The organism is Bacillus sp. NS1 (assembly GCF_058248265.1).
Genome location: NZ_JBZAZF010000003.1, coordinates 609,181 through 635,964, shown reverse-complemented (window position 1 = coordinate 635,964; position 26,784 = coordinate 609,181). Strand labels below are relative to the sequence as shown.

Annotated in this window: 26 protein-coding genes; 4 read left to right on the top strand and 22 right to left on the bottom strand. The window is 45.9% G+C overall.

All coding sequences use genetic code 11. The annotated features are described in order from the left end of the window. Nucleotides 1–4 precede the first annotated feature (4 nt). The 5 genes from AC4CV5_RS13735 to brxB all read right to left on the bottom strand — a co-directional run bounded on the left by AC4CV5_RS13735 (nt 5) and on the right by brxB (nt 3,974). Nucleotides 5–973, bottom strand: a complete 969-nt coding sequence (locus tag AC4CV5_RS13735) for an aromatic acid exporter family protein (RefSeq protein ID WP_166851090.1) — start codon at nt 971–973, stop codon at nt 5–7. 72 nt (nt 974–1,045) lie between these two features. Then, the gene (gene artM / locus AC4CV5_RS13730; protein ID WP_166851088.1) at nt 1,046–1,768 is read right to left on the bottom strand and encodes an arginine ABC transporter ATP-binding protein ArtM; all 723 of its coding nucleotides are present in this window, start codon (nt 1,766–1,768) and stop codon (nt 1,046–1,048) included. Next, the gene (artQ, locus tag AC4CV5_RS13725; RefSeq protein ID WP_003236829.1) at nt 1,761–2,420 is read right to left on the bottom strand and encodes an arginine ABC transporter permease ArtQ; all 660 of its coding nucleotides are present in this window, start codon (nt 2,418–2,420) and stop codon (nt 1,761–1,763) included. The genes artM and artQ overlap by 8 nt, the downstream gene beginning before the upstream one ends. Nucleotides 2,421–2,500: 80 nt before the next feature. Next, nucleotides 2,501–3,268 carry an arginine ABC transporter substrate-binding protein ArtP gene (artP, locus tag AC4CV5_RS13720; protein ID WP_166851085.1) on the bottom strand — a complete coding sequence of 256 codons (768 nt, stop codon included), beginning with the start codon at nt 3,266–3,268 and terminating at the stop codon, nt 2,501–2,503. A 268-nt stretch (nt 3,269–3,536) separates the two neighbouring features. Next, nucleotides 3,537–3,974, bottom strand: coding sequence for a bacilliredoxin BrxB (gene brxB, locus AC4CV5_RS13715; RefSeq protein WP_148981947.1), 438 nt, complete (start codon nt 3,972–3,974; stop codon nt 3,537–3,539). Nucleotides 3,975–4,134: 160 nt separating this feature from the next. On the opposite strand from brxB, the gene AC4CV5_RS13710 reads away from it, so the two are divergent. The 3 genes from AC4CV5_RS13710 (at nt 4,135) to bmrR (ending at nt 7,210) form a co-directional block, all read left to right on the top strand. After that, nucleotides 4,135–5,028 (top strand): YegS/Rv2252/BmrU family lipid kinase, encoded by an 894-nt coding sequence (locus AC4CV5_RS13710; protein WP_248601983.1) that lies wholly within the window; start codon nt 4,135–4,137, stop codon nt 5,026–5,028. 100 nt (nt 5,029–5,128) lie between these two features. After that, complete coding sequence (gene bmr / locus AC4CV5_RS13705) at nt 5,129–6,298, top strand: multidrug efflux MFS transporter Bmr (protein WP_166851077.1); 1,170 nt, start codon at nt 5,129–5,131, stop codon at nt 6,296–6,298. 72 nt (nt 6,299–6,370) lie between these two features. Next, a complete protein-coding gene (gene bmrR, locus AC4CV5_RS13700; protein WP_166851074.1) occupies nt 6,371–7,210 on the top strand; it encodes a multidrug efflux transcriptional regulator BmrR in 840 nt (279 codons plus the stop codon). 56 nt (nt 7,211–7,266) lie between these two features. On the opposite strand, the gene AC4CV5_RS13695 is transcribed toward bmrR, so the two are convergent. The 8 genes from AC4CV5_RS13695 to AC4CV5_RS13660 all read right to left on the bottom strand — a co-directional run bounded on the left by AC4CV5_RS13695 (nt 7,267) and on the right by AC4CV5_RS13660 (nt 17,341). Next, entirely contained in the window at nt 7,267–8,544 is a 1,278-nt protein-coding gene (locus tag AC4CV5_RS13695) for a dihydrolipoamide acetyltransferase family protein (protein WP_490923013.1), read from the bottom strand. Between the two features lie 21 nt (nt 8,545–8,565). Then, entirely contained in the window at nt 8,566–9,549 is a 984-nt protein-coding gene (bfmBAB, locus tag AC4CV5_RS13690) for a 3-methyl-2-oxobutanoate dehydrogenase subunit beta (protein WP_490923012.1), read from the bottom strand. A 13-nt stretch (nt 9,550–9,562) separates the two neighbouring features. Further along, on the bottom strand, nt 9,563–10,555 hold the full coding sequence (gene bfmBAA / locus AC4CV5_RS13685) for a 3-methyl-2-oxobutanoate dehydrogenase subunit alpha (RefSeq protein WP_166851066.1): 993 nt from the start codon (nt 10,553–10,555) through the stop codon (nt 9,563–9,565). A 21-nt stretch (nt 10,556–10,576) separates the two neighbouring features. Further along, on the bottom strand, nt 10,577–12,001 hold the full coding sequence (gene lpdA / locus AC4CV5_RS13680; protein ID WP_490923011.1) for a dihydrolipoyl dehydrogenase: 1,425 nt from the start codon (nt 11,999–12,001) through the stop codon (nt 10,577–10,579). A gap of 21 nt (nt 12,002–12,022) precedes the next feature. Continuing rightward, entirely contained in the window at nt 12,023–13,114 is a 1,092-nt protein-coding gene (gene buk / locus AC4CV5_RS13675) for a butyrate kinase (protein WP_166851061.1), read from the bottom strand. Between the two features lie 18 nt (nt 13,115–13,132). After that, nucleotides 13,133–14,227, bottom strand: a complete 1,095-nt coding sequence (bcd, locus tag AC4CV5_RS13670) for a branched-chain amino acid dehydrogenase (RefSeq protein WP_166851058.1) — start codon at nt 14,225–14,227, stop codon at nt 13,133–13,135. A gap of 11 nt (nt 14,228–14,238) precedes the next feature. Beyond that, nucleotides 14,239–15,138 (bottom strand): phosphate butyryltransferase, encoded by a 900-nt coding sequence (gene yqiS, locus AC4CV5_RS13665; RefSeq protein ID WP_166851055.1) that lies wholly within the window; start codon nt 15,136–15,138, stop codon nt 14,239–14,241. Between the two features lie 124 nt (nt 15,139–15,262). Continuing rightward, nucleotides 15,263–17,341 (bottom strand): sigma-54 interaction domain-containing protein, encoded by a 2,079-nt coding sequence (locus tag AC4CV5_RS13660; RefSeq protein WP_166851052.1) that lies wholly within the window; start codon nt 17,339–17,341, stop codon nt 15,263–15,265. A gap of 152 nt (nt 17,342–17,493) precedes the next feature. Here AC4CV5_RS13660 and AC4CV5_RS13655 point away from each other — a divergent pair, with 152 nt between their 5' ends. Next, the gene (locus AC4CV5_RS13655; RefSeq protein ID WP_166851049.1) at nt 17,494–17,730 is read left to right on the top strand and encodes a DUF2627 domain-containing protein; all 237 of its coding nucleotides are present in this window, start codon (nt 17,494–17,496) and stop codon (nt 17,728–17,730) included. 42 nt (nt 17,731–17,772) lie between these two features. Here AC4CV5_RS13655 and prpB read toward each other — a convergent pair whose 3' ends face one another. The 9 genes from prpB to AC4CV5_RS13610 form a co-directional block, all read right to left on the bottom strand. Beyond that, nucleotides 17,773–18,678 carry a methylisocitrate lyase gene (prpB, locus tag AC4CV5_RS13650; protein WP_166851047.1) on the bottom strand — a complete coding sequence of 302 codons (906 nt, stop codon included), beginning with the start codon at nt 18,676–18,678 and terminating at the stop codon, nt 17,773–17,775. Between the two features lie 19 nt (nt 18,679–18,697). Continuing rightward, on the bottom strand, nt 18,698–20,116 hold the full coding sequence (locus tag AC4CV5_RS13645) for a bifunctional 2-methylcitrate dehydratase/aconitate hydratase (protein ID WP_490923191.1): 1,419 nt from the start codon (nt 20,114–20,116) through the stop codon (nt 18,698–18,700). 21 nt (nt 20,117–20,137) lie between these two features. Further along, entirely contained in the window at nt 20,138–21,256 is a 1,119-nt protein-coding gene (gene mmgD, locus AC4CV5_RS13640) for a citrate synthase (protein ID WP_490923010.1), read from the bottom strand. A gap of 32 nt (nt 21,257–21,288) precedes the next feature. Next, entirely contained in the window at nt 21,289–22,428 is a 1,140-nt protein-coding gene (locus AC4CV5_RS13635) for an acyl-CoA dehydrogenase (protein ID WP_490923009.1), read from the bottom strand. Nucleotides 22,429–22,455: 27 nt separating this feature from the next. After that, nucleotides 22,456–23,319 (bottom strand): 3-hydroxybutyryl-CoA dehydrogenase, encoded by an 864-nt coding sequence (locus AC4CV5_RS13630; RefSeq protein WP_490923008.1) that lies wholly within the window; start codon nt 23,317–23,319, stop codon nt 22,456–22,458. A gap of 25 nt (nt 23,320–23,344) precedes the next feature. Further along, complete coding sequence (locus AC4CV5_RS13625) at nt 23,345–24,526, bottom strand: acetyl-CoA C-acetyltransferase (protein ID WP_166851036.1); 1,182 nt, start codon at nt 24,524–24,526, stop codon at nt 23,345–23,347. A gap of 127 nt (nt 24,527–24,653) precedes the next feature. Then, on the bottom strand, nt 24,654–25,385 hold the full coding sequence (locus AC4CV5_RS13620) for a glycerophosphodiester phosphodiesterase (RefSeq protein WP_490923006.1): 732 nt from the start codon (nt 25,383–25,385) through the stop codon (nt 24,654–24,656). A gap of 78 nt (nt 25,386–25,463) precedes the next feature. After that, entirely contained in the window at nt 25,464–26,084 is a 621-nt protein-coding gene (locus AC4CV5_RS13615) for an N-acetylmuramoyl-L-alanine amidase family protein (RefSeq protein WP_166851030.1), read from the bottom strand. A gap of 19 nt (nt 26,085–26,103) precedes the next feature. Then, nucleotides 26,104–26,400: a lipoprotein YqiH gene (locus AC4CV5_RS13610; RefSeq protein WP_166851027.1), complete on the bottom strand. Its 297-nt coding sequence runs from the start codon at nt 26,398–26,400 to the stop codon at nt 26,104–26,106. Between the last annotated feature and the right edge of the window lie 384 nt (nt 26,401–26,784).

Sequence of the window (26,784 nt, the reverse complement as noted above, 5' to 3'; positions counted from 1 at the left end):
CGAATTATGCGAGTGATTTTTGTGCTTTTATTCCTTTAAAATAACTTTTGATGACTAAATATTGTTCCATTTCCCCGAGAAGATGGAAGAGAGCTGCTCTTGCTTCAAATTCCTCTCTCGTCGCCGGGAGCGGCATCTCCTCAAATTCTTTTCTCATATCAGCAAGTCTTTTCAGAAATTTGTACGCCGTATTTCCCGGGTGTATCGCTTCCCGCAAATCGTGAATAAATTCAGCGATCATTTTTCCCTGATCTACCGTAATGGAGATAGAAGTCACTTTAGGGAGAAGGCGTTCGATAATTTCAAATTGCTTTTCTCTCATTTTAAAGTAATGATAATGCAGATTTTCGTAGCGCAGAATGTGGTTTTGCACATCTCGGTATGCCAGGTTTTTCGCCTCCGCAATGAGCTGGTGTGTTTCCGGAATTTCTTTTCCAGTCCAATCTTGCTCACCAGTTAACAAATACCTCTCTATTTCTGCGAAAATGACAGCAAAGTTATCCTCTATCTTTTTGCGATAGGCAATCAGCTTCCGGTCAAGGCTCGGCATATACAAGTTCATCAATAGAGCGACACCGATACCAACCGTAATCAACTGAACCTCATTCCAAATGAAAGCAGGCGTAATGCCGCCGGACATGTATAAATGAAGGATAATAACGGAACTGGTGACGATTCCCTCGTTAATTTTTAACAGGACCGTTATCGGAATGAATATCAAGAGAAGTGCTCCGATAACAAACGGATGATAGCCAATCAGCTCGAAAAAGAGATAAGAAAAAAGAATTGCCAGACAGCATGCCGCAAAACGGGCCCACGATGCCTGAAGCGACCGTTTTTGTGTGATTTGAATGCACAAAATGGTGATGATTCCTGCTGATGCGAAGTTTTGCAAATGCAATAGCTGGCTTAAATAAATAGCCAAAGCTGTACCAAGCGCGGTCTTTATTGTGCGGTAACCAATTTTAAACATGTCGGACTCCATTTCTATTTGTTTCTCAATAAAAAAGAAGAAGCGATACGCCTTCTTCTTTTTTTCTATATTCTATAATATTTTCTCTAAAAAGTCCTGCGCTCTTTTGGATTTTGGCGAAAGAAAAAATTCTTTCGGATTGCCGTCCTCGACAATCATTCCTTGATCCATAAATAACACGCGGTCAGCCACTTCTTTTGCGAAGCCCATTTCATGCGTGACAATCACCATAGTCATACCGGTTTCGACCAGCTCTTTCATAACCTGGAGAACTTCTTTTACCATCTCCGGATCAAGTGCAGAGGTCGGTTCGTCAAACAGCATGATTTCCGGATTCATCGCAAGAGCCCGGGCAATAGCGACACGCTGTTTTTGCCCGCCTGATAGGCGGTTTGGATAGTCATTTCTCTTTTCAAACAAACCGACTTTGCGGAGCAGCTCTTCGGCTTTCTCCTGTGCAGCCTGTTTTGATTCTTTTTTGACATTAACAGGCGCGTACATGATATTTTCGAGAACCGTTTTGTGCGGAAAGAGATGAAAATGCTGAAAAACCATCCCGATGTTTTCCCGGACCTTTAATGTGTTGGTTTTCGCCTTCGTGATCTCGTTGTCTTTGATTGTAATGGTTCCGCCGTTAGGTTTTTCCAACAGGTTTAAACAGCGAAGGAACGTTGATTTGCCTGAGCCTGAAGGGCCAATTACGGCAACAACCTCACCTTCAGCGATTGTTGTTGAAATGTTTTTTAATACTTCGTGTTTCCCAAATGATTTTGACAGCTTTTCAACCTTAATCATTGGATTTCAGCTTCCTTTCTACAGCCTTGCCGATAAACGTTAAAATCAGGACAAGCACATAATAAATCAATCCGGCGATAATGAGCGGCTCAAGGTAATTGTAAGTGGCAGCGCCAGCTTGATATGCGCGTCTCATGACATCACCAAGGCCGATGACGGTGACGATCGCCGATTCTTTTGTTAACGTAATTAATTCATTCACAATTGCAGGTGATATATTTTTGAAGGCCTGCGGCAACAGCAGATCCTTCATCATTTTGCCGTACGGGACACCCAGTGCGACAGCCGCCTCTTTTTGCCCTTTATCAATGGCATTGATTCCGGCTCTGATAATTTCCGATACATAAGCGGCGGAATTCAATGACAATGCGACAACCGCAGCCCAAAACTGGTCAATTTGAAAGCCGAGCAGCTGAGGAAGCCCGAAATAGACAATCATAAGCTGCAGCACTAAAGGCGTACCGCGGAACACTGATGTATAAAAATCAGCTATCCATATAAGCGGTCGGAACGTGCTGATCTTGCATAAGCTTAGCACAATACCGAGTATAAGTCCGATAATCGCTGATACGATGACAATTTTCAAAGTAATTGCCAAGCCTTCTAATATAAAAGGAATTTGGGGGATCGTTGCTGAAAAATCCAAATTCATAGTCTTTGTCTCCTTTTCTTACAGGAAAAAAGATTTCCTATTCAATAAAAAGGCTCAACGAAAAAGTTGAGCCGCTTTTTTTACTTCTCGCCAGTGAACCATTTCTTCTTCAATTTCTCGAGCTCTCCGTTATCTTCCATTTCCTTGAGCGCTTTATTGAATTTGTCTGTCAGTTCACTGTCCTTTCTGAAAGCGATCGCTGAACCGGCTTCCTCCGCTTTCGCATCCGGAATCACGAAGCCTTGCAGGTCGTCATTTGATTTGAAATACCCTTCTGCCACCATGTCTTCGATAATCGCGGCATCGAAGCGGTCAGATTTAATTTCCTGCACCAAATCAGAAATTCTGTTACGGTCTTCTGTTTTAAAACCATATTCCGGAGAAAGCTCTTTCCCCTTCTCTTCTTGAATAGAGCCAAGCTGAACGCCGACTGTTTTTCCTTTCAGGTCTTTCAGAGATGTAATGCCGCTGTCTTTTTTGCTGACAATCATATGATTCGCTGTGTAGTACACATCGGAAAAATCAACTTGTTTTTTACGCTCAGGCGTTGGTGTCATTCCTGACAGAACCAAATCCACCTGTTTTGATTTCAGCGCTGTAATTAAGCTGTTGAAGTCCATGTCCTGCACTTCAATTTCGTAGCCAGTCTTCTTCGCAAGCGCTTTTGCCAAATCTACATCAAAGCCGACAATATTATCGCCTTCTTTATATTCAAACGGTTTGTAATCCGCCGAAGTACCCATAATTAACTTTTTCTTTCCGCCTTCAGAACCTGAATTGCTTGACCCGCAAGCCGATAGTGCTAAAGTGATGCAGGCAGCCACAAGTAATAAGAGCCATTTTTTCATGATCCATTTCCCCCATATTCATTACTTTTCGTGTGTTTGAATATTTATTCGTTAATTTGTATTTTAAACAGTTTCTTATTTTTATGCAATACTATTTTTAAAAATTATCTTCAAGCTTATTTTTCCAACGGTACCTTTTTAATATCACTAGATAAAAATAGATTCATTGTACAATCGAATTGAATAATCTCTTAATATTTATTCATACCTCTCTGGGATTTTATGCATAAAAAAAACCGGAGCCGCTTAGGCACCCGGGTTTTTCGTCTTATACTTCTTCACAGTATTCTTCAAAGGCTTCTTGCAGCTTCGCCACTACTGCCATCGGCTCATGGCCTTCAATTTCATGGCGTTCTACCATTTTCATGATTTTTCCGTCTTTCAAAATCGCAAAGGACGGAGAAGATGGCGGATACCCTTCAAAATAGTCACGCGCTCGCGCTGTCGCTTCTTTATCCTGTCCGGCAAAGACGGTAACGAGCTGATCAGGTCTTTTATCATAGTGAACGGAATGGTATGCAGCCGGTCTTGCAATTCCTCCGGCGCATCCGCAAACAGAGTTTACCATGACTAACGTCGTTCCTTTTTTCGTAAGTGCCTCATCCACCTCTTCAGCGGTTTTTAGCTCAGTGTATCCGGCAGCAGCAATTTCTTGTCTCGCTTGGCGGACAATATCATTCATAAATAAATTAAAGTCCATGTTCAATGAAGACCTCTCCTTTTTCATCATCTCTTCTTATGATAGCAAGGAAACGTCCATAACGGCAAATCACATTGCTTGGCCGTACACTTTTTTTGCTCTCTGTTTACAGCTTACAGAAAAAGGGGATTATATAACCAGATGTAAAATAAAGGAGCAGTTTTGTATGAGCCACCGGAAAGCATTACTGATTCATAACGGAAATGCCGGCAACAAAAATATAGAAAAAGCATTAGGGGCTGTGGTGCCGGTATTATCACAAGCTTTAGATGAGGTGATCATTAGACAGACAAAGAAAAAAGACGATGCGTATCATTTTTGCCAATCCATTGATGATTCTGTCGACACCGTCTTTATTCTCGGCGGCGACGGCACAGTCCATCAATGCATTAATGGCCTCAGCACATTAGAAAGAAAGCCCGCGGTCGGAATTTTGCCCGGCGGCACGTGCAATGACTTTTCAAGAGTGCTGGGCATCCCTCAAAATCTCGCAAAGGCGGCGGAAGCACTTGTGTCAGGAAAAAAAACAAGTGTAGATGTATGTCGGATGAACGAGCGTTATTTTTTAAATTTCTGGGGGATCGGCCTGATTACAGAAACGTCAAATCAAATCAACGAGACCTCAAAAGCATTGCTGGGAAAAATCAGCTATTTTACAAGTGCACTCCGAACAGTCTCATCTGCGGGATCGTTTCCGATGACATTAAAAATTGACGGAAAAGAAATTAAAGAAGAAGCCGTTATGCTGCTTGTCATGAACGGACAATACATTGGAACGAACCGAATTCCCCTGCCGGATGCCAGTATAAATGACGGCTTACTCGATATCCTCATTTGCCGCGGCACCAACCTCTCCGCATTGAGGGAGCTGATGAGCATGGAGCAGGGCACAATTGATCGGTTTACCGGAGAGCTGTCCTATATCCAAGCCTCCCGTATCGAAATTGAAACTGATACTGTCAAAAAGGCTGATACAGATGGAGAAGTCTATACTCATACGCCCGCGGTGATCCAGGTGCTGCCGCAGCACATTGATATGCTAGTCCCGTGCAATGAATAAAGATCGAATACTGTTAGAAAGAAGGTGTAAATCCGTTGACTCTCCCCTAAGAGGAGGCCTTAGAGTATAAGGGATACACTTTCGAAAAAGGGGAAGTTACATGGAGAAACAAAATATTACCTTAACAATATTATTAACCAATTTATTTATTGCGTTTTTGGGGATTGGCCTTGTCATTCCGGTAACGCCTACCATTATGAATGAATTGCATTTATCGGGTACCGCGGTCGGCTATATGGTTGCCTGCTTCGCTGTTACACAGCTCATTATTTCACCAATAGGCGGACGATGGGTTGACCGCTTCGGACGCAAGATCATGATCGTGATCGGACTGTTGTTCTTTAGTATTTCAGAGTTTTTATTCGGCATCGGAAAAACAGTTGAGATGTTATTTATCTCCCGTATGCTTGGCGGTATCAGCGCTGCCTTTATTATGCCTGGAGTCACGGCTTTTATCGCGGATATCACGACCATTAAAACGCGGCCGAAAGCGCTAGGTTATATGTCAGCTGCTATTTCAACAGGCTTTATTATCGGTCCCGGTATCGGGGGATTTTTAGCGGAAATCTATTCCCGTCTGCCTTTTTTCTTTGCGGCAGCCTTTGCGTTGCTGGCAGCCATTTTATCTATGTTCACACTGCGCGAGCCGGAACGAAATCCTGAAAACCAAGACATAACAGGACAGAAGACAGGCTTCAAACGTATTTTTGCACCCATGTATTTCATTGCTTTTCTCATCATCTTGATTTCGTCTTTTGGTTTAGCTTCATTTGAATCTCTATTTGCGTTATTCGTTGACCATAAATTCGGATTTACGGCCAGCGACATTGCCATTTTGATTACAGGAGGAGCGATTGTTGGCGCCATTACGCAAGTCGTCTTATTCGACCGCTTTACAAGGTGGTTTGGCGAAATCCATTTAATTCGGTATAGCTTAATTCTCTCGACGAGTCTTGTATTCTTGATGACAATCGTGAATTCTTATGTTTCAATTCTGCTGGTTACAGTCACCGTATTTGTCGGATTTGATCTCATGCGGCCGGCGGTAACGACTTATCTGTCAAAGATTGCGGGAAATGAACAGGGGTTTGCCGGCGGTATGAATTCAATGTTTACAAGTATCGGCAATGTATTCGGGCCTATTATCGGCGGAATGCTGTTCGATATCGATGTAAACTATCCATTCTACTTTGCAACGGTAGCTTTAGCGATAGGCATTGCGCTGACCATTGCTTGGAAAGCACCTGCACATCTTAAAGCCAGCACGTGATAAAAAGCGTATTCTTTGCGTACTGCAAAGAATGCGCTTCTTTATTATACTGATCATATAAGGAGTGATGGCATGAAGGAGTCGTATTACTCAATTGGGGAAGTTTCAAAATTGGCAAACGTGTCGATTAAAGCGCTCCGTTATTACGATAAAATTGATTTATTTAAACCCGCCTATGTCGATCCGAATACCAGCTACCGCTATTATACAGATTCTCAGCTCATTCTTCTGGATTTGATCAAATCATTAAAATATATCGGCACACCTTTAGAAGAGATGAAAAAGGCACAGGACTTAGAGATGGAAGAACTGTTTGCTTTTTATACAGAGCAGGAGAGGCAAATCAGGGAGAAACTAGACTTTTTATCAGCATTGGAGCAAACCATTTCACTGGTGAAAAAGCGGATGAAACGGCAGATGGAATACCCTGCGCTCGGCGAGGTGTTTGTTTTAGATGAAGAAGAAACACGCATCATCCAGACAGAGGCAGAGGGAATCGGACCTGAAAACGTGCTCAACGCCTCCTACAGCAAATTAAAAAAATTTATCGAATCAGCAGATGGATTTACGAATAATAGCTACGGTGCCACTTTCTCGTTTCAGCCGTACGCCAGCATTGATGAAATGACCTACCGTCATATCTTTACTCCTGTATTGACGAATAAACAAATTTCTGCTATTACGCCGGATATGGAAATCACAACGATCCCTAAAGGCAGATATGTTTGTATCGCGTATAATTTTTCACCCGAGCATTATTTTTTCAACTTACAGAAGCTTATTAAGTATATCGCAGACCACCAATTAACAGTTGCTAGTGATGTGTACGAGTTAATTATACCGATTCATTACTCACCGAAAAAACAAGAAGAATATCGGGTCGAAATGAAAATCCGAATTGCAGAATCATGATGCATAAAAAAAGAGCATTTTTTGAAGTTATGTTTCAAAAAATGCTCTTTTTCTTATTAGTAAACAGATGTTTTCTCGTCAATCGATTCTAAAATTTGTTTCACGCGTCCAAGGAATCGTCCGCAAACAAGGCCGTCAAGCACTCTGTGATCCAAGGACAGGCACAGATTGACCATATCTCTGACAGCAATCATGCCATGATCCATGACAACAGGGCGTTTGACAATGGATTCCACTTGAAGAATCGCAGCCTGAGGGTAGTTGATGATGCCCATCGACTGAACAGATCCGAACGAACCTGTGTTGTTAACTGTAAACGTTCCCCCCTGCATATCATCTGCTGAGAGTTTTCCGTCTCTTACTTTTTTGGCAAGGTCGGTAATTTCTCTCGCAATGCCTTTAATTGTTTTTTCATCAGCGTTTTTAATCACCGGAACAAATAAAGAATCCTCTGTCGCAACCGCGATTGAAATATTGATATCCTTTTTCTGGATGATTTTGTCGCCCGCCCACATGCTATTCATTTGCGGGAATTCTTTTAACGCCTGAGCGACAGCTTTAACGAAGAAGGCGAAGAACGTTAAATTAAACCCTTCTGTCTTCTTAAAGGAATCTTTTATACTGTTGCGGTATGCCACCATATTTGTGACATCGACTTCCATCATCGTCCAAGCATGCGGAATTTCTGTTTTGCTTCGTTTCATATTGGAAGCAATTGCTTTTCTTACGCCTGTGACAGGGATTTCTGTATCTCCCGCTGCTGATACAGGATATGAAACCTCTTCCTTCTTCGGCTCCGGTTTTGGTGAAGTGGCAGGTGCAGGAGCGTCTGTTTTCGGCTCCTCAGGTCGTTCTTGCACGCCACCTGTCTCAATGATACGCTGAATATCTTTTCGCGTAATGCGGCCGCCGGCACCTGTTCCTGTCACTTGATCAAGATCTATGCCGTGTTCTCCGGCCAAACGGAGTACAGCTGGCGAGTAGCGTTTTTTATTAGGCTGACTGGCTGCTTCGGCGCGGTTTTCTGCGGAAGGCGTCTCAGCAGCTGATGACTCCTCCGGCTGCTCTTTTTTTTGTTCAGCCGGATTGGCGCCTTCTGTTTCGATTTTGCAAATGATTTCCCCGACTTGCAGGGTTTGGCCTTCTTCACCCACAAGCTCTGTTATCGTACCGGTAAAAGAAGACGGAACCTCTGCATTTACTTTATCTGTCATGACTTCCGCGATCGGATCGTATTTGTTCACTTTATCACCGGGGGAGACAAGCCATTTGCTGATCGTCCCCTCTGTTACGCTTTCTCCAAGCTGCGGCATCGTCATTTGTTCAATTGCCATGATTGTATCCTCCTTACGTCTTTAAAACTCCGCTAATTCTCTCATCGCCGCTTCCACTTTATCAGGATTGATCATAAAGTATTTTTCCATTGTCGGCGCATAAGGCATAGCCGGAATATCAGGACCTGCAAGCCGTTTGATCGGCGCGTCTAAATCGAAGAGACAATGCTCGGATATAATCGCAGCCACCTCACTCATGATGCTGCCTTCTTTTGTATCTTCTGTGACTAAAAGGACCTTACCGGTTTTGGATGCAGCTTCGATGATTGCTTCTTTATCAAGCGGGTAAACCGTTCTTAAATCCACCACATGTACTGAAATGCCATCTTTTTCGAGACGTTCTGCAGCCTGTAACGCGAAGTGGACACACAGGCCATATGTGATTACCGTGATGTCGTCGCCTTCCCGTTTTACATCAGCCTTTCCGATTGGCAGGACATAATCATCTGCCGGAACCTCTCCTTTTATCAGGCGGTACGCGCGCTTGTGCTCAAAAAACAGCACCGGATCTTCATCACGAACTGCGGCTTTTAAGAGTCCTTTCGCGTCATATGGCGTCGAAGGCATCACAATTTTCAGTCCGGGCTGATTAGCAAAAATCGCTTCTACTGATTGAGAATGATAAAGGGCCCCGTGTACGCCTCCGCCGTATGGCGCTCTGACGACAATCGGACAGCTCCAGTCATTGTTGCTGCGGTAGCGGATTTTAGCCGCTTCAGAAATGATTTGGTTGACCGCCGGCATAATAAAATCAGCAAACTGCATTTCGGCAATCGGTCTCATGCCGTACATAGCCGCTCCGATACCGACTCCGGCGATCGCTGATTCAGCAAGAGGCGTATCCATAACACGCTCTTCTCCGAATTGGTCGTAGAGGCCGGCTGTGGCTTTAAACACACCGCCTTTTTTTCCTACATCTTCCCCAAGAACGAAAACGCGAGAATCTCGTTCCATTTCTTCTTTCATCGCCAAATTAATCGAATCAATATATGACATTACTGACATTTGTTCTTCCTCCCTACTTCGCATACACATAATCAAGCGCTGACTCAGGGGCTGCATAAGGGGCGTTCTCCGCTTCATCCGTCGCTTCGTTTATGATTGCCATGATTTCATCCAGCATGGTTTGTTCTGTCTCATCGGACAGCAGGCCTGTTTCCTTTAAGTAAGATCGGTAAGTAAGCAGGGGATCACTTTTTTTCGCTTCCTCTACTTCTTCACGGCCTCTGTAGCTGCTGTCATCGTCATCACTGGAATGCGGTGTAAGGCGGTAAGAAATTGTTTCAATTAATGTCGGGCCTTCTCCTCTGCGCGCCCGTTCACGTGCTTCTTTGACCGCTTGATAGACTTCCAGCGGATCATTTCCATTCACGGTTACGCCAGGCATTCCATAGCCTACGGCACGATCGGAAATGTTCTCACATGCGACTTGCTTATCGTAAGGTACTGAGATTGCGTATTTGTTGTTTTCACACATGAAAATCACCGGCAGCTTATGGACAGCGGCAAAGTTTGCTCCTTCATGGAAATCGCCTTGGTTTGAAGAGCCTTCACCAAAAGTAACAAAGGCTGCGATATCCTTTTTCTCCATACGTCCCGCCAGCGCAATGCCAACTGCGTGCGGAACCTGCGTTGTTACTGGAGACGATCCTGTCACGATGCGGTTTTTCTTTTGTCCGAAATGCCCCGGCATTTGGCGGCCTCCTGAATTCGGGTCTGCAGCTTTGGCAAACCCGGACATCATTAAGTCCTTTGCTGTCATGCCAAACGCCAGCACGACGCCCATGTCTCTGTAGTACGGCAGTACATAATCCATTTCACGGTCAAGAGCGAAAGCCGCTCCTACCTGCGCTGCTTCCTGTCCTTGACAAGAGATCACGAACGGAATTTTACCAGAGCGGTTTAACAGCCACATCCTTTCATCGATTTTTCTTGCTAACAGCATGGTTCTATACATATCAACGGCTTCCTGATCAGTCAGCCCTAGTGCTTGATGTCGTTTTGTACTCATTCAAGCCCCTCCTTTGTGCTTTTAAAAATGAATGGCTTTGCCGTCTGCGGCAAGCGCTGCTTCTCCAATCGCTTCAGAAAGCGTCGGATGCGGATGGATCGTTTGTCCGACCTCCCACGGCGTCGCGTCCAGTACTTTGGCAAGACCCGCTTCTGAAATCATGTCGGTGACATGAGGGCCGATCATATGCACGCCGAGGATATCATCCGTATCACGATCCGCCAAGATTTTGACAAATCCGTCGCTTTCTCCGTATACAAGCGCTTTTCCAATTGCCATAAATGGGAACTTGCCGATCTTGACATTGTGCCCATTCGCCTTTGCTTCATCTTCTGTTAAGCCGACACTGGCAGCTTCAGGGCTTGAGTAGATGCACTTCGGTACAAGCGTTGGATCAAGCGGATGCGGATTGAGACCTGCAAAATGCTCAACGGCAATGATTCCTTCATGCGATGCAACGTGAGCTAACTGAAGGCCACCGATTACGTCTCCGATTGCATAGATATGAGATTCCTTCGTTTGGCAGCTTTCATTAACTGAAATAAAGCCTTTTACAGTGACAATATCGGTGTTTTCAATGCCGATGCCTTCGATATTTGCCTGTCTGCCGATGGAAACGAGCATTTTTTCAGCAGAGTAAGTAACGGTTTCTCCGTCTTTTTCTGCTTGTATGCTGAGGTCGTCTGACGTTTTTGTCATTGTGTCAGGCAGCACTTTTGCCCCTGTAACGAACTGAATGCCTTTTTTCTTAAGAAGGCTTTCCATTTCTTTTGAAATGTCTTGATCCTCAGTCGGCAATATACGGTCCGCGTATTCAATAACCGTTACCTTCACGCCGAAATCATGAAGCATAGACGCCCATTCGATACCAATAACGCCTCCGCCGACGATGATGATCGATTTTGGCAGCTCCTCCATTTGAAGAGCCTCATCCGAGGTCAATACATGCTTGCCGTCCGCTTCAAGGCCCGGAAGCATTCTCGGTCTTGATCCTGTTGCAATGATGACTTGCTTCGGGATCAGCATGTCATTTTCTTCGCCATTTCCCCGTTCAACAGAAATCGTTCCCGGCAGCGGAGAGAAGATTGACGGTCCGAGGATACGGCCATATCCGTTGAACACGTCGATTTTTCCTTTTTTCATTAAATGATTCACACCGGCTGCAAGTTTATCAACAACAGCTTGCTTACGTTGCTGCACTTTTTCAAAATTGAGGGAAACGCCAGCCGTTTCCACTCCGAATTGATCTGCTTCACGAGCTGTCCGGTATACCTCTGCGCTTCTAAGCAGCGCTTTACTCGGGATACAGCCTTTATGCAGACATGTTCCTCCGAGCTTTTCCTTTTCCACAACGGCTGTTTTTAAGCCGAGCTGAGCGGCTCTGATGGCCGCAACATAACCGCCGGTACCGCCGCCCAGAATGACTACGTCATACTCAGTTGCCATGGTGACTCACTCCTAGTCTGTCTATTCAATACGATATTGTTTGGATTGCTCCTCGCCCAGTAATACCCTGAGCGCCCCTTGGGCCAGAGACTGCAGTTCATTTTCTCCCGGATAGACTAAAACGTCTGAAATCCAATCTATGTATGATCTGATACTGGAAACAAAGCTTTTGCCGTACGCAAGGCCTCCCGTCAGCACAATCGCTTCAACTTCGCCTTTTAATGCCGCGCTGGCTGCCCCGATTTCCTTTGCTATCTGATACGCCATGGCATCATAAATGAAACGGGCTTTTTCATCGCCCTCCTGAATCATCTGTTCCACTTTTACTGCGTCATTCGTTCCTAGATAGCCTAAAAGCCCGCCGGTGCCCACCAGTTTTTTCATAATTTCTTCTTTTGTATACTGTCCTGAAAAACATAGATCGACAAGATCTCCCGCAGGCACTGTTCCTGCACGTTCAGGGCTGAATGGCCCCTCTCCGTGAAGGCCGTTATTGACGTCCACCACTCGCCCGTGGTCATGGACGCCAATTGTAATACCTCCGCCCATATGGGTAATAATCATTTTCATATTCTCATATCGTTTGCCAAGAGAGGCTGCCGCCTTACGGGCGACAGCTTTTTGATTTAACGCATGGAAAATGCTTTTCCGTTCAATCTCAGGCATGCCTGAGATTTTTGCAAGCACTGACATTTCGTCTACAACAACAGGATCGACGATGTACGAAGGAATATTTAAGCCGTCAGCGATTTCTCGCGCGATAATGCCGCCAAGATTAGAAGCATGCTGGCCTGCATAGCCGCTTTTCAAATCCTCAATCATATCATCGCTCACTTCGTAAGTTCCGCCTTCAATTGGCCGGAGAAGCCCGCCTCTGGCGCAGACTGCATCAAATTTTGAAATATTGATTCCCTGTTCATGAAGCGTTTCAAGTATATGGTTTTTGCGAAATTCATACTGATCAATAATATGGTTAAATCGCTGCAGCTCTTCTATGTTGTGTCTCAATGTTTTTTCAAAAATACTTCGTTCGTTATGAAAAACACCGATTTTCGTTGAAGTTGAGCCTGGATTAATTGTGAGAATGCGTTTTTCATCATGTAGCACTTTCATAACCTCCAGATCAATTTCTTAACGTCTGCTTAATACACTGTGGCCGTTTTGCAAAAACTGGCTTCTTGAGCGGTGCATGCGTTCAATCCGTTCCTCTGCCAAGCGGTCAGCCGCTAAATACGTCGGAATGCCGTCACGCTGAGAAATTTCGAGTACACGCTCAATATTTCCGTAAATGCCTTCAACTTTCTTCAATGCACGTTCCGCATTATAGCCGTAAAGCTCATCTGCTACGTTGATGACGCCGCCCGCGTTAATGACATAATCCGGCGCGTAAACGATGCCCATTTCGTGAATTTGATCGCCATGGCGTGTTTCTTTTAATTGGTTGTTCGCTGCACCAGCGATGACTTTCGCCTTCAGCTGTTTAATGGTGTCGTCGTTAATTGTCGCACCAAGGGCACACGGCGCATAAATATCACAGTCTTGTGAATAAATCTCTTCCGGATCAACCGCACGAGCGCCAAAGTCTTCAACTGCGCGTTGTACTGATTGTTTGTTGATATCCGTAACGATTAAGTTTGCCCCTTCTTCATGCAGGTGGCGGCATAGGTTGTATGCCACGTTTCCTACACCCTGCACAGCGATGGTTTTCCCTTCAAGAGAGTCGGTTCCGAAAGCAGCTTTAGCTGCTGCTTTCATTCCTCTGTACACCCCGTAAGCCGTAACTGGGGATGGATTTCCAGAAGATCCAAAAGCAGGAGAAATCCCTGTGACATAGTCTGTTTCATCATGAATGATGTCCATATCCTCAACCGTTGTGCCCACATCTTCAGCTGTAATGTATCTGCCGTTCAGCCCTTGAATATAGCGGCCAAACGCGCGGAACATTTCTTCATTTTTGTCTTTGCGCGGATCGCCGATTATCACTGTTTTTCCGCCGCCAAGGTTCAAGCCTGCCGCCGCGTTTTTATAGGTCATGCCTCTTGCCAGCCTGAGCGCGTCTTCAATTGCCGCTTCTTCATTTTCATACGTCCACATTCTCGTTCCGCCAAGCGCCGGGCCGAGCGTGGTATCGTGAATTGCGATAATTGCTTTTAAGCCAGATTGTTCATCTTGGCAGAATACCAATTGTTCGTAATCGTATTTCTCCATATATTTAAAAAGTTCCATGTTCGTTCCTCCTAATGTGTGTATTCTTCAGATGCGCATATCGCCAGCGCAATGGAATACAGTTTATTTTCAGCGGAATCCGCTCTGCTCGTTAAGGCAATCGGTGCTTTCGCTCCTGTAATCACAGCCGCCACGCTGGCCTTCGCAAAATAAATCAATGATTTATATAAAATATTGCCGGCCTCAATTGTTGGGACGAGAAGGATATCAGCGCTGCCCGCAACATTTCCCGAAATCTTTTTCTGGGCTGCGGCAATTTGTGATACTGCATTATCCAAAGCAAGCGGTCCATCAACAATGCAGCCTTTGATCTGGCCTCTCTTGTACATTTGAGCAAGAGCAGCTGCATTCACTGTCGCTTCCATTTTCGGGTTCACCGTTTCGACAGCTGCCAGAGCAGCTGCTTTTGGCATATTGTTCCCTACTGCATGGGCCACATGAACGGCATTTTGCAAAATCTGCCGAAGCTCTTCCAGTGAAGGGGCAATATTCATAGCCGAATCTGTCACAAACATCAATCTGTCAAAGTCCGGTATATCAAACACAGCCACGTGGGAAAGGACACTGGATGATCTAAGCCCCTCCTGTCTGTTCAGTACCGCTTTAAGCAAAACAGAAGTCGGCACATTCCCTTTCATTAAAACGTCCGCTGTTTTGTGATGCACAGCACGAACTGCTAATTTTGCCGATTCCTCAGGCGTATCGGCATGAACGATTTCCACTTGATGCCCTTGCATAGATGACGTCAAATCGTTCAGTTTTTTGCTGTCACCCACTAACAAAAAACGGGCGGATAGGTGCTCGGCTGCCAGCTTTACAGCCCGGATCACTTCCTCATCCTCAGCATGGGCAACCGCAATGGTTTTGTTTTTGTACATCGATGCTTTGCCGATCAAATCTTTCAGCTTCATCTGTTACCACCTTCCTTGTTTCGACTCCGCCTTTTATTATGCAAGTTCCATGCCAGCTTATCGCCACGCTGTCATAACGGATGTATTGAAAAATCCGTGCAGATGTTTGCGTTCATTCTGCAAATTATTGCATGCCTTCATTTGCAAGGCCATATTTATCCATTTTGTAATATAAATTCCGAATGCTGACACCGAGGGCTTTCGCTGTTTTTGTCCGGTTAAAATGATGCTTTTCGAGCGTTTGTTGGATCAAATGCGCTTCAAACTTTTCTACTGCGACAGACAGCTTTTCTCCTTCAATATCCGGGAAATCAAACCCTGCACCTTGTTCTTTGCCACTTTCTTTTTGCTCAAGTTCGAATACAGGCAAGTGATCTTTTTCAATCCATTCCATATGCGGATTCAGAAAAATCATGGCTCGTCCAAGGACATTTTCCAACTCACGGACATTCCCAGGCCAATGATAAGCGGATAAGGCACGCAAGGCTTGCTGCGAGAGCCCCTTTACATTCCTGCCATAATCCCGGTTGATCTTTTGAATAAGCCTGACGCTTAATGCTTCAATGTCTTCCAGCCGCTGCCGCAAAGGCGGGATTGAGATTGGATAGCGGTTGATCCTGTAATATAGGTCTTCGCGGAATGTTCCATCCGCCATCGCCTTTTCGATATTTACATTTGTCGCCGCGATCACTCTGACATTAACAGGGATCGCTTTCGTGCCGCCCACTCTGACGATTTCCTTTTCTTGAAGGACGCGTAGCAATTTCGCCTGCATATTTTGTGTCAGCTCGCCGATTTCATCTAAGAAAATGCTGCCATTATTGGCTTCTTCGAATAAGCCCTTTTTACCGCCGCGCTTCGCACCTGAAAACGCACCATCCTCATAGCCGAACAATTCTGATTCAAGCAGGTTTTCAGAAAGGGCTGCACAATTCACGCGAATAAATTTATTATATTTCCGGTCGCTTTCGTTATGGATGGCATGGGCGAACAGTTCTTTTCCTGTTCCTGACTCCCCGCGCAGCAAAATGGTTGCTGGCGTTTTCGCCCCGAGCTTCGCCTGCTCAAGCGCAACCAGCATTTGCTCGCTTTTGCCGATAATGTCGTCAAAAGTGTATTTCGCTTCAAGCGTCCGAATGATTTGCCTGGCGCGGTTCAGCTCCACTGTCAGCATTTTAATTTCGGACACGTCGTGAATCACACCGACACTGCCTTTCAAAATCCCGTCTACAATCACCGGCGCTACATTGACGATGACCTCTTTTTCATTCGGGCCGACCTTCATTCTGACACCGCGGACAGGCCGTCTTGTTTCAAGCACCTTTAAATGCATGCTTTCGCCTTCAGAAATATCAGTGTTTGCAGGCTTGCCGATGACTTCTTTTTCAGATAGCCCCGTCATTTTTGTATATGCTTTATTGATCAGGAGTCCGATGCCATTTTCATCGACGACAGAAATCGCCTCATCGGAGGATTGAATAATCGCCTCCAGCATCGTACGGACCTGCTTTAAGTTGGTCACTTCCTCTGCCAGCTCGACCGCATCGGTAATATCTTTAAACACACAGAGCGCTCCGAGCAGACGTCCGCCTTCATCGATTATCGGCAGCCTTGTCGTCACAATTTGCAAATGATCGCCTAAAAGCTGCTTCTGGTTGTATTCAGGCACTCTTGTTTTTAAAATCCGCGGCAACTTCGTGCTCGGAATGACTTCTTTTATCGGGCACCCAATGACTTCCTCTCTTTTTTTCCCGACCATTTTTTCGGCCATATGGTTAAAGAGAATGATTTCTTCATTGATATCAATAAAAATCATCCCGTCATGGGTGGAATTAAAAATTCGGTCGTGTTTGTATGTTTGCTCTTTCAGCATTTGAATCAGGTGCTGCTTTTCTTCCATCAGCTGAAAAACGATGTACGCCATTTTCCCTGGCATAACAATAGTCTCTTCATGCTTTTCCTGAAGGAGTCCGTCAAACACGGCTTGATCGCCGGTGGTATGAATGACGATATCCGGTTTTAGTTGTATGTAAGGTTTCCAATCAGATGAAACGGCAATCCCATACTGTTCTGCTTCTTTCAATCCCGGCGCCTCGGGGTCTTTGTCAACCACGGCAATGATCTCAATGATGGCTGTTTTGATCAGAATATGTAATAACGCCGTTCCCCTTTTCCCGGCACCTACAATCAGTACCTTTTGCATCCCGCTACCCCTTTGTATGAAAAAATTTGCACACCTATTTATTCCGTTGCAATAATTTGCACAACCTTATGTTACCACGTTTTCTTCTCTTGACAAAATATTTTTTCCGCTGGACAATAAAGGAAATGAAAAGATAAAGGAGTTTTCTGAGGATGAGCCGACTTCTTGCGCTTTTGATATTAGTCATCCCCGGCGCCATTTCCGCTTTAGGCATTAAACTGATGAGGGATACGCTTTTCGGCCATAAGATAAAGCCATTTGCAGCTCTTTGGCTCCAAGGTTTGTCAGGATTTATCTTTTTTGCGTTCGGCCTTTATGTGCTGGCCGGGTTCATTTTTTACAGAGACAGAAAACGCAATCAAGTCAGCCCGCGATTCAGAAAACGATAGCTGCAAAAAAGCCGGAGAATGCTCCGGCTTTTTTGATCGAAACTATTCGTCAGGCAAAACGGTCTTGGCAATCGTTTTATCTAACGCTTCATAGTCATAATAAGAAATCGTATCGTACAGTTCTTTTCTTGTCTGCATATGATGAAGTCCTTCTTTTTGTGAGCCGCGCTCCTTCATCAAACCAAACATCCGTTCATAAGCTTTTGCCGCCGCTCGAAGCGATGTGACAGGATAAATCACCATGCGAAACCCCATATCTTCAAATTCATCGGCGCGATAATACGGCGTTTTCCCAAACTCGGTCATATTCGCAAGGAGCGGAACGGAGATGTGCTCAGCAAACTGTCTGAATTCGTTCTCCGCCTGGAGCGCTTCCGGAAATATCGCGTCCGCTCCAGCCTCAATGTAAGCCGCTGACCGTTTCATTGCGGCCTCAAGTCCTTCCTGCGCCCTGGCATCAGTACGAGCAACAACGACAAGGGAGGGCGCCGCTTGTTTGATCGCTTTTATTTTTTGTGCCATTTCTTTTATTGGGACAAGCTGTTTGCCATTTAAATGTCCGCATTTTTTCGGGAGCTGCTGATCTTCTATTTGAACGGCGGCTACCCTGGCTTCAAGCATCTCACGGGCGGTTCGGGCGGCATTTAACACACCGCCAAATCCCGTATCTATATCAACCAGCAAAGGCAGGTCAGCTGCACGCACAAGATCTTTGGCCCGATCAGCCATTTCTGTCGACGTGATGATCCCTAAATCAGGAAGCCCCCTGCTGGCTGTATAAGCCGCACCAGACAAATAAATAGCAGAAAAACCGGCCTCCTTTGCAAGCAAGGCTGCCATTCCGTCATGGGCGCCGGGAATTTGCAGAATGTCCGGCGCTGACATCAGCTTGCGGAAACGCCCGGCAAGCTCCTCTTGTGACGATTGCTTATTGACGATCCATGACATGACGCAAGTCCTCCTTCTTTTACATGCAGAACATATCTACGAATTCATTTACGCGCATCGTTTGTAATGTCTCATAGCTGGTACAGCGCTCATAAATATGTTTGTACTGTTTGTCAGCATAATGAGTTTTGAGATTGGCAGAAAACTTTTCCAGCAGTTTCGGCACTGCCTCATCTCTCCGAAAACGATGGCCGAGCGGAAATTCACATTCCACCATTTCTGTGCTTGTTCCGTCTTTAAAATGAACTTGAACGGCATTTGAAATGGAACGCTTGTCGGGTTTCAGGTAATCCTCGGTATATGTTTTGTTTTCAGTCACTTCCATTTTATCACGTAGTCTATCTATTCTCGGATCACTCGCTGTCTCAGCCTCATAATGCTGCGCGGTGATATCACCAAAAAGCAAACCGATTGCTGTGATGTACTGAAGGCAGTGATCACGGTCTGCCGGATTGTGAAGCGGGCCTTTTTTATCAATGATTCGGATAGCGGATTCGTGCGTTCTGATGACAACACGGTCAATCTCATCAATCCGGCCCTTTACCTGAGGGTGAAGTATGACGGCGCACTCTGCCGCTGTCTGGGCGTGAAATTCCGCAGGATAAGACACTTTAAATAACACATTTTCCATAACGTAAGAATTGAGCGGGCGGGCGAGTTTGATCTCTTGTTCATTGAATAAAACGTCTTGGAACCCCCATCCCGGTGCACTCAAAGCTGTCGGGTAACCCATTTCCCCTTTTAACGACATCAGCGCCAAATGAACACCTCTGCTCGTTGCATCTCCTGCCGCCCACGATTTGCGCGAGCCGGTATTCGGTGAATGACGGTATGTCCTCAAGGCTGCATTGTCAATCCATGCATTCGAAAGCGCATTTTTGATTTCTTCTCTTCCGCCGCCCAACAGCTTTGCTGCTACAGCGGTTGTCGCCACTTTGACAAACAGCACATGATCAAGGCCAACTCGGTTTAAGCTGTTTTCTAACGCAAGTACGCCTTGAATTTCGTGTGCCTTGATCATCATTTCAAGTACGTCGCGTACCGTTAAAGGCTCTTTTCCTTCAGACAGCCTTACTCTCGATACAAAATCAGCGGCGGCAAGGATTCCTCCCAGATTATCAGACGGATGTCCCCACTCCGCAGCAAGCCACGTGTCGTTGTAATCGAGCCAGCGGATCATGCAGCCGATATTAAACGCTGCTCTCACCGGATCGAGAACATATGATGTTCCCGGCACTTTGCTTCCATTTGGGACAATCGTTCCAGGAACAATCGGGCCGAGCAGCTTTGTGCATTCAGGATACCGGAGCGCCAAAATCCCGCAGCCCAGCGTATCCAGCAACACATGCCCCGCTGTTGTATACGCCTCGGAACTTGTAATCTCTTTCTCAAGCACATAGTCTGCAATTTTTTCAATGACATGATCCGTTTTCAGCATTCTACCAGTTCCTTTCATGATTTATGATTCACCCTGATGGCGCGGGCCCATATAGCTGACACGGGGACGGAAGAGACGGTTATTGGAATGCTGTTCGATCACATGGGCGCATAAACCGGACGTTCTCGCACTGAAAAAGACAGGCGTATACAAAGGAATTGGTATGCCGAGCATCCAATACACCGGGGCAGCATAGTAATCCAAATTCGGGTATAGCCCTTTTTCTTTCTCCATCAGCCGCTCACCCGCTTCACACATCTCGTATAAACGATGGTCACCGGCTTTATCGCATAATTGCTGCAGTGCCTCTTTCATCATGAGTGCTCTTGGGTCCATTTTTTTCATATACACCCGGTGGCCGAACCCCATAATTTTTTCTTTTCTTTTCAGTTTTGTTTGCAGAAGCTGCACAAAATCGGCCGTTGTTTTCGCCTCCAAAAGCATATACATCACAGCTTCATTTGCCCCGCCGTGAAGATTCCCTTTCAGGGAGGCGACAGCGCCTGTCAAAGCGCCATAAAGATCCGAATGTGTAGAAGCGATGACCCTTGCCGCAAAAGTTGAATTCGGCATCTCATGCTCACTGTACAGGACAAGGGACCGGTCAAAAATCCGTTCTTCCAGTGAGGACGGCAATTTCCCTGTCATCATGTATAGAAAATTTGCACTGTAGGATAGGGTTTGAAGCGGAAGAATCGGCTCTTTCTTATTGATGATCCTGTAGCTGGCAGCAGTGAGGGCAGGCATTTTCCCGAGAAGCTGATAGGCGCGTTCTTTGTTTGCAGAAGGAGACCGATCATCTATTTGCCGATCATAGCCGGCAAGTGCCGACAGGCCGGTACGCAGGCTATCCATCGGATGAGTGTGCTCAGGGAGCAGCTCAAGCAGACGGAGAAGATCAGCAGGCAGGCTTGATACGCTGTTTATGTTTCTTTCAAGCTCTTCCATTTCACTTTCTTCCGGCAGCCTGCCCTCCAGCAATAAATGGACAAGCTCCAGATAGCTTTTTGTTTTAGAAAGATCTATTAAATCATAGCCTCGTATCAAAATTTGGCTGTACTGCGTGTCAAGATAAGAAATATGAGTTTCTGCCGCAATCACACCATCCAAACCCGGAGAATAACGCTGTTTCTCCTCCATATCCTCAACCCCCGTTTTTACGTTTTTGTTTATCAGGTTCCGCCAAGCAGATGCTTGGAAATAATCAGTCTTTGAATTTCGTTCGTCCCTTCATAGATTTGCGTCACCTTTGCATCGCGAAGCAGCCGCTCGACCGGATAATCCTTCATATAGCCATATCCCCCGTAAATTTGCACGGCGTCTAACGCCGCCTTCACCGCGGAATCGGAAGCAAACTGTTTTGCCATAGACGCTTCTTTTCCGCAGGCCAAACCGCGGTTATGAAGGTCTGCGGCGTGGTAGACAAGATGCCTTGCCGCCTCAGCCCTTGTCGCCATGTCAGCCAGCTTAAATGATATGCCTTGATTGGCTGCGATAGGCCTCCCAAATTGCACCCGCTGTTTCGCGTAACCAATTGCATGCTCGAGAGCCGCCTCTGTAATGCCGAGCGCTTGTGCCGCAATGCCGATGCGGCCGACATTTAAATTCGCCATGGCAATGTGAAAGCCGTCACCCTCTTTGCCAAGCAAATTTTCTTCCGGCACTTCTGCATTATCAAAAATCAGTTCCGTCGTATTGGAGCCATAGAGCCCCAGCTTTCTTTCTTTTTTTCCAACGGTAAAACCAGGTGTGTTTTTTTCAACGATAAAAGCCGAAATCCCGTGCCTGCCTTGATCTTGAGCTGTTAAAGCAAAGATGATATAGATATCGGCGGCTCCGCCGTTCGTAATGAATATTTTCGATCCGTTTAATAGGTATTTGCCATTCTTTTTGATTGCAGTTGTGCGGAGGCTTCCAGCATCTGACCCTGAGTGTGGCTCTGTCAGTGCAAATGCGCCCAAATGGTCTCCCGAAGCGAGCTTCGGTATATATTTCATCTTCTGTTCTTCGTTGCCGAAGTACAGGATCGGATTTGTGCCGACCGAGGTATGAACGGAAAGAATGACACCGACCGCCGCGCTGATTCTAGAAATCTCATGAATCGCCAAAATATAAGAAACAACATCCGCCCCTGCGCCGCCGTAATGTTCCGGCACCGGTATTCCCATCAAGCCGTGTTCTCCCATTTTTTTGATTAGCTGAAACGGAAATTCGTCCGTTTTCTCCATGATTTCTGCAACGGGAGCAATTTCTTTTCGGGCAAAATCACGCACCATTTTTCGCATCATGACTTGCTCTTGGGTTAAATGCAACTCGGCCACCCCCGGATGGAATTGACTTCAGGAAGTCCTCTCCTCATATTGATAAAAGCCGCGTCCGCTCTTTTTGCCAAGCCAGCCCGCTTTGACATATTTGCGGAGCAGCGGGCAAGGACGGTATTTGGAATCGCCAAGACCGGAATAAAGGACTTCCATAATTGATAAGCACGTATCCAGCCCGATAAAATCCGCTAATGTCAGCGGGCCCATCGGATGGTTCATGCCCAACTTCATCACCTCGTCTATTGCATCCGGCTTCGCCACCCCCTCATACACGCAATAAATGGCTTCATTAATCATCGGAAGAAGAACGCGATTGGAAACAAACCCCGGAAAATCATTGACTTCCACCGGTGTTTTCCCCATCTTTTCCGCTATTTCCATAACAACTAAGGCCGTTTCTTCTGATGTAGCCAAGCCGCGAATCACTTCAACAAGCTTCATCACAGGGACAGGATTCATAAAATGCATGCCAATGACTCGTTCAGGCCGGTTTGTCACTGCAGCGATTTCTGTAATAGGCAAGGAAGATGTATTGCTGGCCAAAATCGTATGAGACGGGCAAATGTGATCAAGTGTGTTAAACATCTTGGTTTTCGCTGTCATGTTTTCTGCAATAGCCTCAATCACAATGTCCGCATGCTTTGCCTCCTCTAGCGTTTGAGAGAGCGAAATGCGGCTGATCACATCCTTCACTTCCGCTTCGGTCTTTCTTCCTTTCTCAGCATCACGGGTGAGCTGTTTCTTCAACCGCTTCAATCCTGCCTCAGCAGCCTCCGGGTTCACATCGTACATCCGCACAAAAAAACCTGCTTCGGCAGCTGTTAGAGCGATTCCGCTTCCCATCTGTCCTGCACCGGCCACCATGATATGTTTAATCTCCATTTAAATCCCCTTTTTCGTCATTGTTTTAATGAACCTGCACTAAGACGGCATCTCCCTGAGCCGCACCGCTGCAAATGGCGGCAACTCCCAGTCCCCCTCCCCGGCGCTTTAGTTCATAAACAAGCGTCATGAGAATTCTCGCCCCGCTTGCGCCAATCGGGTGGCCGAGCGCGATCGCACCGCCGTTTACATTTACTTTTTCAAGATCGTAACCGACGATTTTTTTACATGTTAAAACAACAGAAGCAAACGCTTCATTTACTTCAAACAAGTCAATATCTTGGACGGTTAAACCGTTCTTTTTCAGGAGCTTGTTGATTGCAAACCCGGGTGCAGCCGCTAGTTCGTGCGCTTGCATTCCCATAGTTGAAAAACCAAGAATTGTAGCCAGAGGCCGCTTGCCAAGCTCAGCAGCTTTATCCTCAGACATCAGCACGAACGCGCCGGCTCCGTCATTAACCCCGGGAGCATTGCCGGCTGTAATAGAACCGTTACTTGTATAAATCGGAGAAAGTTTTGCAAGCTGATCCAGACTTGTTTCACGCCGAATCGCTTCATCTTTGTCAACAATATTTGTTTTTCCTTTTCGGTTGGTCCAGCTAACAGGAACGATTTCTTCCTGAAACTTTCCTTCATCGGATGCCTTAGCTGCCCGCGCATGACTTCTTAACGCCCATTCATCCTGCTCCCTGCGTGAGATTTCATATTCCTTGGCGGCTGCATTTCCGTGAACAGCCATATGCACCTTGTCAAACGCGCACGTTAATCCGTCATAGACCATTAAGTCCCTAAGCTCACCGTCTCCCATCCGCGCTCCCCAGCGCCCGGCGGGAACGGCATACGGAATATTGCTCATGCTTTCCATTCCTCCGGCAACAAGAATATCCGCATCATACGCTCGAATCATTTGATCACACAAGGTGACAGCGCGCAGTCCGGATGCGCAGACTTTGTTCAGCGTTTCTGACGGCACACTCCAAGGCATTCCAGCCAGACGGGCAGCTTGGCGGGAAGGTATCTGCCCTGAGCCAGCTTGGACAACCATGCCCATGACATTACCTTCCGTCTCATCTCCAGAGACTCCAGCGCGATGTAACGCCTCCTTCATCGCTATGCCCCCAAGCTCGGCAGCTTTCACCTCTTTCAACGCTCCGCCGAATTTGCCAAATGGAGTTCTTGCGGCACTTACAATGACTGTTTTCCTCATGGTTTCACCTCATTCAGAAGATAGACAGCGCTTACAATTTCTAGTTGTCTTCTATGAATGTATGCTTTGAAACGGGCATGAATGAATGAAAAAAGAAGGCTGCGCCAACAGCCTCCTTCTAAAACAACTATTTATTTTTTAACAATGCCAAAGCCTTTGCAGGAAAATCGGTGAAAATGCCATCTGCCCCCGCTTCAAAGAGGCGCTTCATATCTTCCGGCCGATTGACTGTATACGGCCTTACCTCGATCGAACTGTTCCTCATTTTCTTCAGTACTTCATCCGAGGCCCCCGGGCTGTTCAGCTTCGGGTGATAGCCGGAAGCCGGAATTGATGTGATATACCGATCAGCCTGATAAAGCACATCTGAAGTCAGTGCCGCTCGTTCGATATGGGGCGCAAGCCGGGCGCATAGCGCCAAGCTTTCATGGTTAAATGTGGACAGGATGATTCTCTCCTCTATATTGAATCGCTTCACTGCCTCCAGCACTTTTTCTTCCAATCCCTCATAACGGATCACGCTGTTTTTCAATTCAATGTTGATGAGAAAATTCTTTTTTTCTGCCCATGAAAGCACGTCTTCAAGCAGCGGCACTTTGATATCACTGTAGGTTTGATTGTGATTTGCTGCCGCATTCGCAGTTTTTATTACATCATACGCTGTATCCTTCACGAATCCTTTGAGCGATGTCGTCCGGTCGAGTCTTTCATCATGGATCACAACAATGCGTCCATCTTTTGTCAGCTGTACATCAAGCTCAATTCCGTCCGCCCCGGCTTCAATTCCTTTTTCAAATGCAAGCATTGTATTTTCGGGAAATTGCCCTGACGCCCCCCGATGGGCAAAAATCTTTGTCATTGTTTCACCTCAAGCCCTAAAGTTTTCTCCATTATACTGATTTTGGCGGTTCCACTCTAGGATTAAGGCTGTATTAATCTACTGATCGTAATAAGAATCAATGCCGGTGACAATCGCATCCGCGGCTTTTTGCTGGTATTCTTCGCTTCCAAGCTTGTCCGCGTCAGAGCTGTTAGTAATAAATCCAAGCTCCGCCAGCACACTCGGCATTTGTGAATATGTAATGACGTAAAAGTCTGATTCTTTCACGCCCCTGTCTCTCGTCTGTAAGGATGAGACGAGCTGTGACTGAATATCGGATGCCAGACGCCGGCTGTTCTCCCCTTCATAATCAGATTGAAAATACGTTTCTGTTCCTGAAGCTGAAGCAACCCCGGAATTCACATGAATGCTGACAAAAAGATCGGCGTGATTGGCACTTGCCTTTGCCACTCTGTCCTCTAAGGTCAGAAAATGATCGTCAGACCTGGATGCAACAGGATTGGCTCCTTCCGCTTTCAGCTTGTCCGTCACATGTTCGGATACTGCTACATTAATATCCTTTTCAAAGAGCCCATTCCCGACTGCTCCGCTGTCTTCACCGCCGTGTCCAGCATCAATGTATACTGTTTTCCCTTCTATCGGCTCTGCGGCCTGTGCACAAGGCGCGAGCGTCAAAGCCAATCCGCATAGGGCTAAGCTCCTCCATAACATTCTCAACTTTCTCCCTCCGGTCTTTTTATGACGAGTTCTTCTGCAGCTGAATATCTTGCAGCTGTAAAGTTCCATTATCCTTTTTTATATATTTCACCAGGACATTTGTGTGATCTGGCAGTGATTCACATTCATCACGTTTATCCCTCGGAACTTGTATCATGGTTTCTTCTCCATTCAGAGAAACCGCGATTGTATGAGGATCAGCCGAGCCAATGTATTTTCCCTCTTCGGTAAACCTTGGGGCGGAGTCATCTGCACTTGCAATACTGCAACCTGAGAGAAACAGCACAGTAAACAGCAAAAGAGCCGTTTGTTTCACATGATCACCTCTTCCTGATGTTTGGCTTTTATCTTTGACCAGAATGGCAGTTTTGTAAAGATGTTGTGAAAGCAGGCGATGAAGTTCCAAGTTTTTCAAAAGGGCTATCCGACCTGATCTTTTCCTGTTGTTAGAAAGAAAACAATCTCATTTGTCTATGAGGATCGCTCTAATTGAGGCACATATTAGAAAAAATTAACGGAAAGAAGCAACTTTTTATTCATTTTGAAAAATTTGCAGAATGAGGTGAGCAAATCGTTTGACGGGTGGATCAGCCAGGCGTAACCTTTTAAAGGATATTTACTTTACAGAAAGAAGTATACAGCCAAGAAAAAGTTCGTTATGTTGCTTACTGCAGCGATCATGACTTGCATCATCGGCCAC

Coding starts and splice junctions, on each gene's coding strand:
- AC4CV5_RS13655 (WP_166851049.1), top strand. CDS start 17,494: ATGAGCCGACTTCTTGCGCTTTTGATATTAGTCATCCCCGGCGCCATT.
- AC4CV5_RS13695 (WP_490923013.1), bottom strand. CDS start 8,544: ATGGCAATTGAACAAATGACGATGCCGCAGCTTGGAGAAAGCGTAACA.
- lpdA (WP_490923011.1), bottom strand. CDS start 12,001: ATGGCAACTGAGTATGACGTAGTCATTCTGGGCGGCGGTACCGGCGGT.
- buk (WP_166851061.1), bottom strand. CDS start 13,114: ATGAAAGTGCTACATGATGAAAAACGCATTCTCACAATTAATCCAGGC.
- AC4CV5_RS13620 (WP_490923006.1), bottom strand. CDS start 25,385: ATGACAAAGATTTTTGCCCATCGGGGGGCGTCAGGGCAATTTCCCGAA.
- AC4CV5_RS13710 (WP_248601983.1), top strand. CDS start 4,135: ATGAGCCACCGGAAAGCATTACTGATTCATAACGGAAATGCCGGCAAC.
- yqiS (WP_166851055.1), bottom strand. CDS start 15,138: ATGAAGCTGAAAGATTTGATCGGCAAAGCATCGATGTACAAAAACAAA.
- bmr (WP_166851077.1), top strand. CDS start 5,129: ATGGAGAAACAAAATATTACCTTAACAATATTATTAACCAATTTATTT.
- artM (WP_166851088.1), bottom strand. CDS start 1,768: ATGATTAAGGTTGAAAAGCTGTCAAAATCATTTGGGAAACACGAAGTA.
- AC4CV5_RS13645 (WP_490923191.1), bottom strand. CDS start 20,116: ATGCTGAAAACGGATCATGTCATTGAAAAAATTGCAGACTATGTGCTT.
- bmrR (WP_166851074.1), top strand. CDS start 6,371: ATGAAGGAGTCGTATTACTCAATTGGGGAAGTTTCAAAATTGGCAAAC.
- AC4CV5_RS13735 (WP_166851090.1), bottom strand. CDS start 973: ATGTTTAAAATTGGTTACCGCACAATAAAGACCGCGCTTGGTACAGCT.
- AC4CV5_RS13660 (WP_166851052.1), bottom strand. CDS start 17,341: ATGCAAAAGGTACTGATTGTAGGTGCCGGGAAAAGGGGAACGGCGTTA.
- artP (WP_166851085.1), bottom strand. CDS start 3,268: ATGAAAAAATGGCTCTTATTACTTGTGGCTGCCTGCATCACTTTAGCA.
- bfmBAB (WP_490923012.1), bottom strand. CDS start 9,549: ATGTCAGTAATGTCATATATTGATTCGATTAATTTGGCGATGAAAGAA.
- bfmBAA (WP_166851066.1), bottom strand. CDS start 10,555: ATGAGTACAAAACGACATCAAGCACTAGGGCTGACTGATCAGGAAGCC.
- bcd (WP_166851058.1), bottom strand. CDS start 14,227: ATGGAACTTTTTAAATATATGGAGAAATACGATTACGAACAATTGGTA.
- mmgD (WP_490923010.1), bottom strand. CDS start 21,256: ATGGAGGAGAAACAGCGTTATTCTCCGGGTTTGGATGGTGTGATTGCG.
- artQ (WP_003236829.1), bottom strand. CDS start 2,420: ATGAATTTGGATTTTTCAGCAACGATCCCCCAAATTCCTTTTATATTA.
- AC4CV5_RS13625 (WP_166851036.1), bottom strand. CDS start 24,526: ATGAGGAAAACAGTCATTGTAAGTGCCGCAAGAACTCCATTTGGCAAA.
- prpB (WP_166851047.1), bottom strand. CDS start 18,678: ATGTCATGGATCGTCAATAAGCAATCGTCACAAGAGGAGCTTGCCGGG.
- AC4CV5_RS13630 (WP_490923008.1), bottom strand. CDS start 23,319: ATGGAGATTAAACATATCATGGTGGCCGGTGCAGGACAGATGGGAAGC.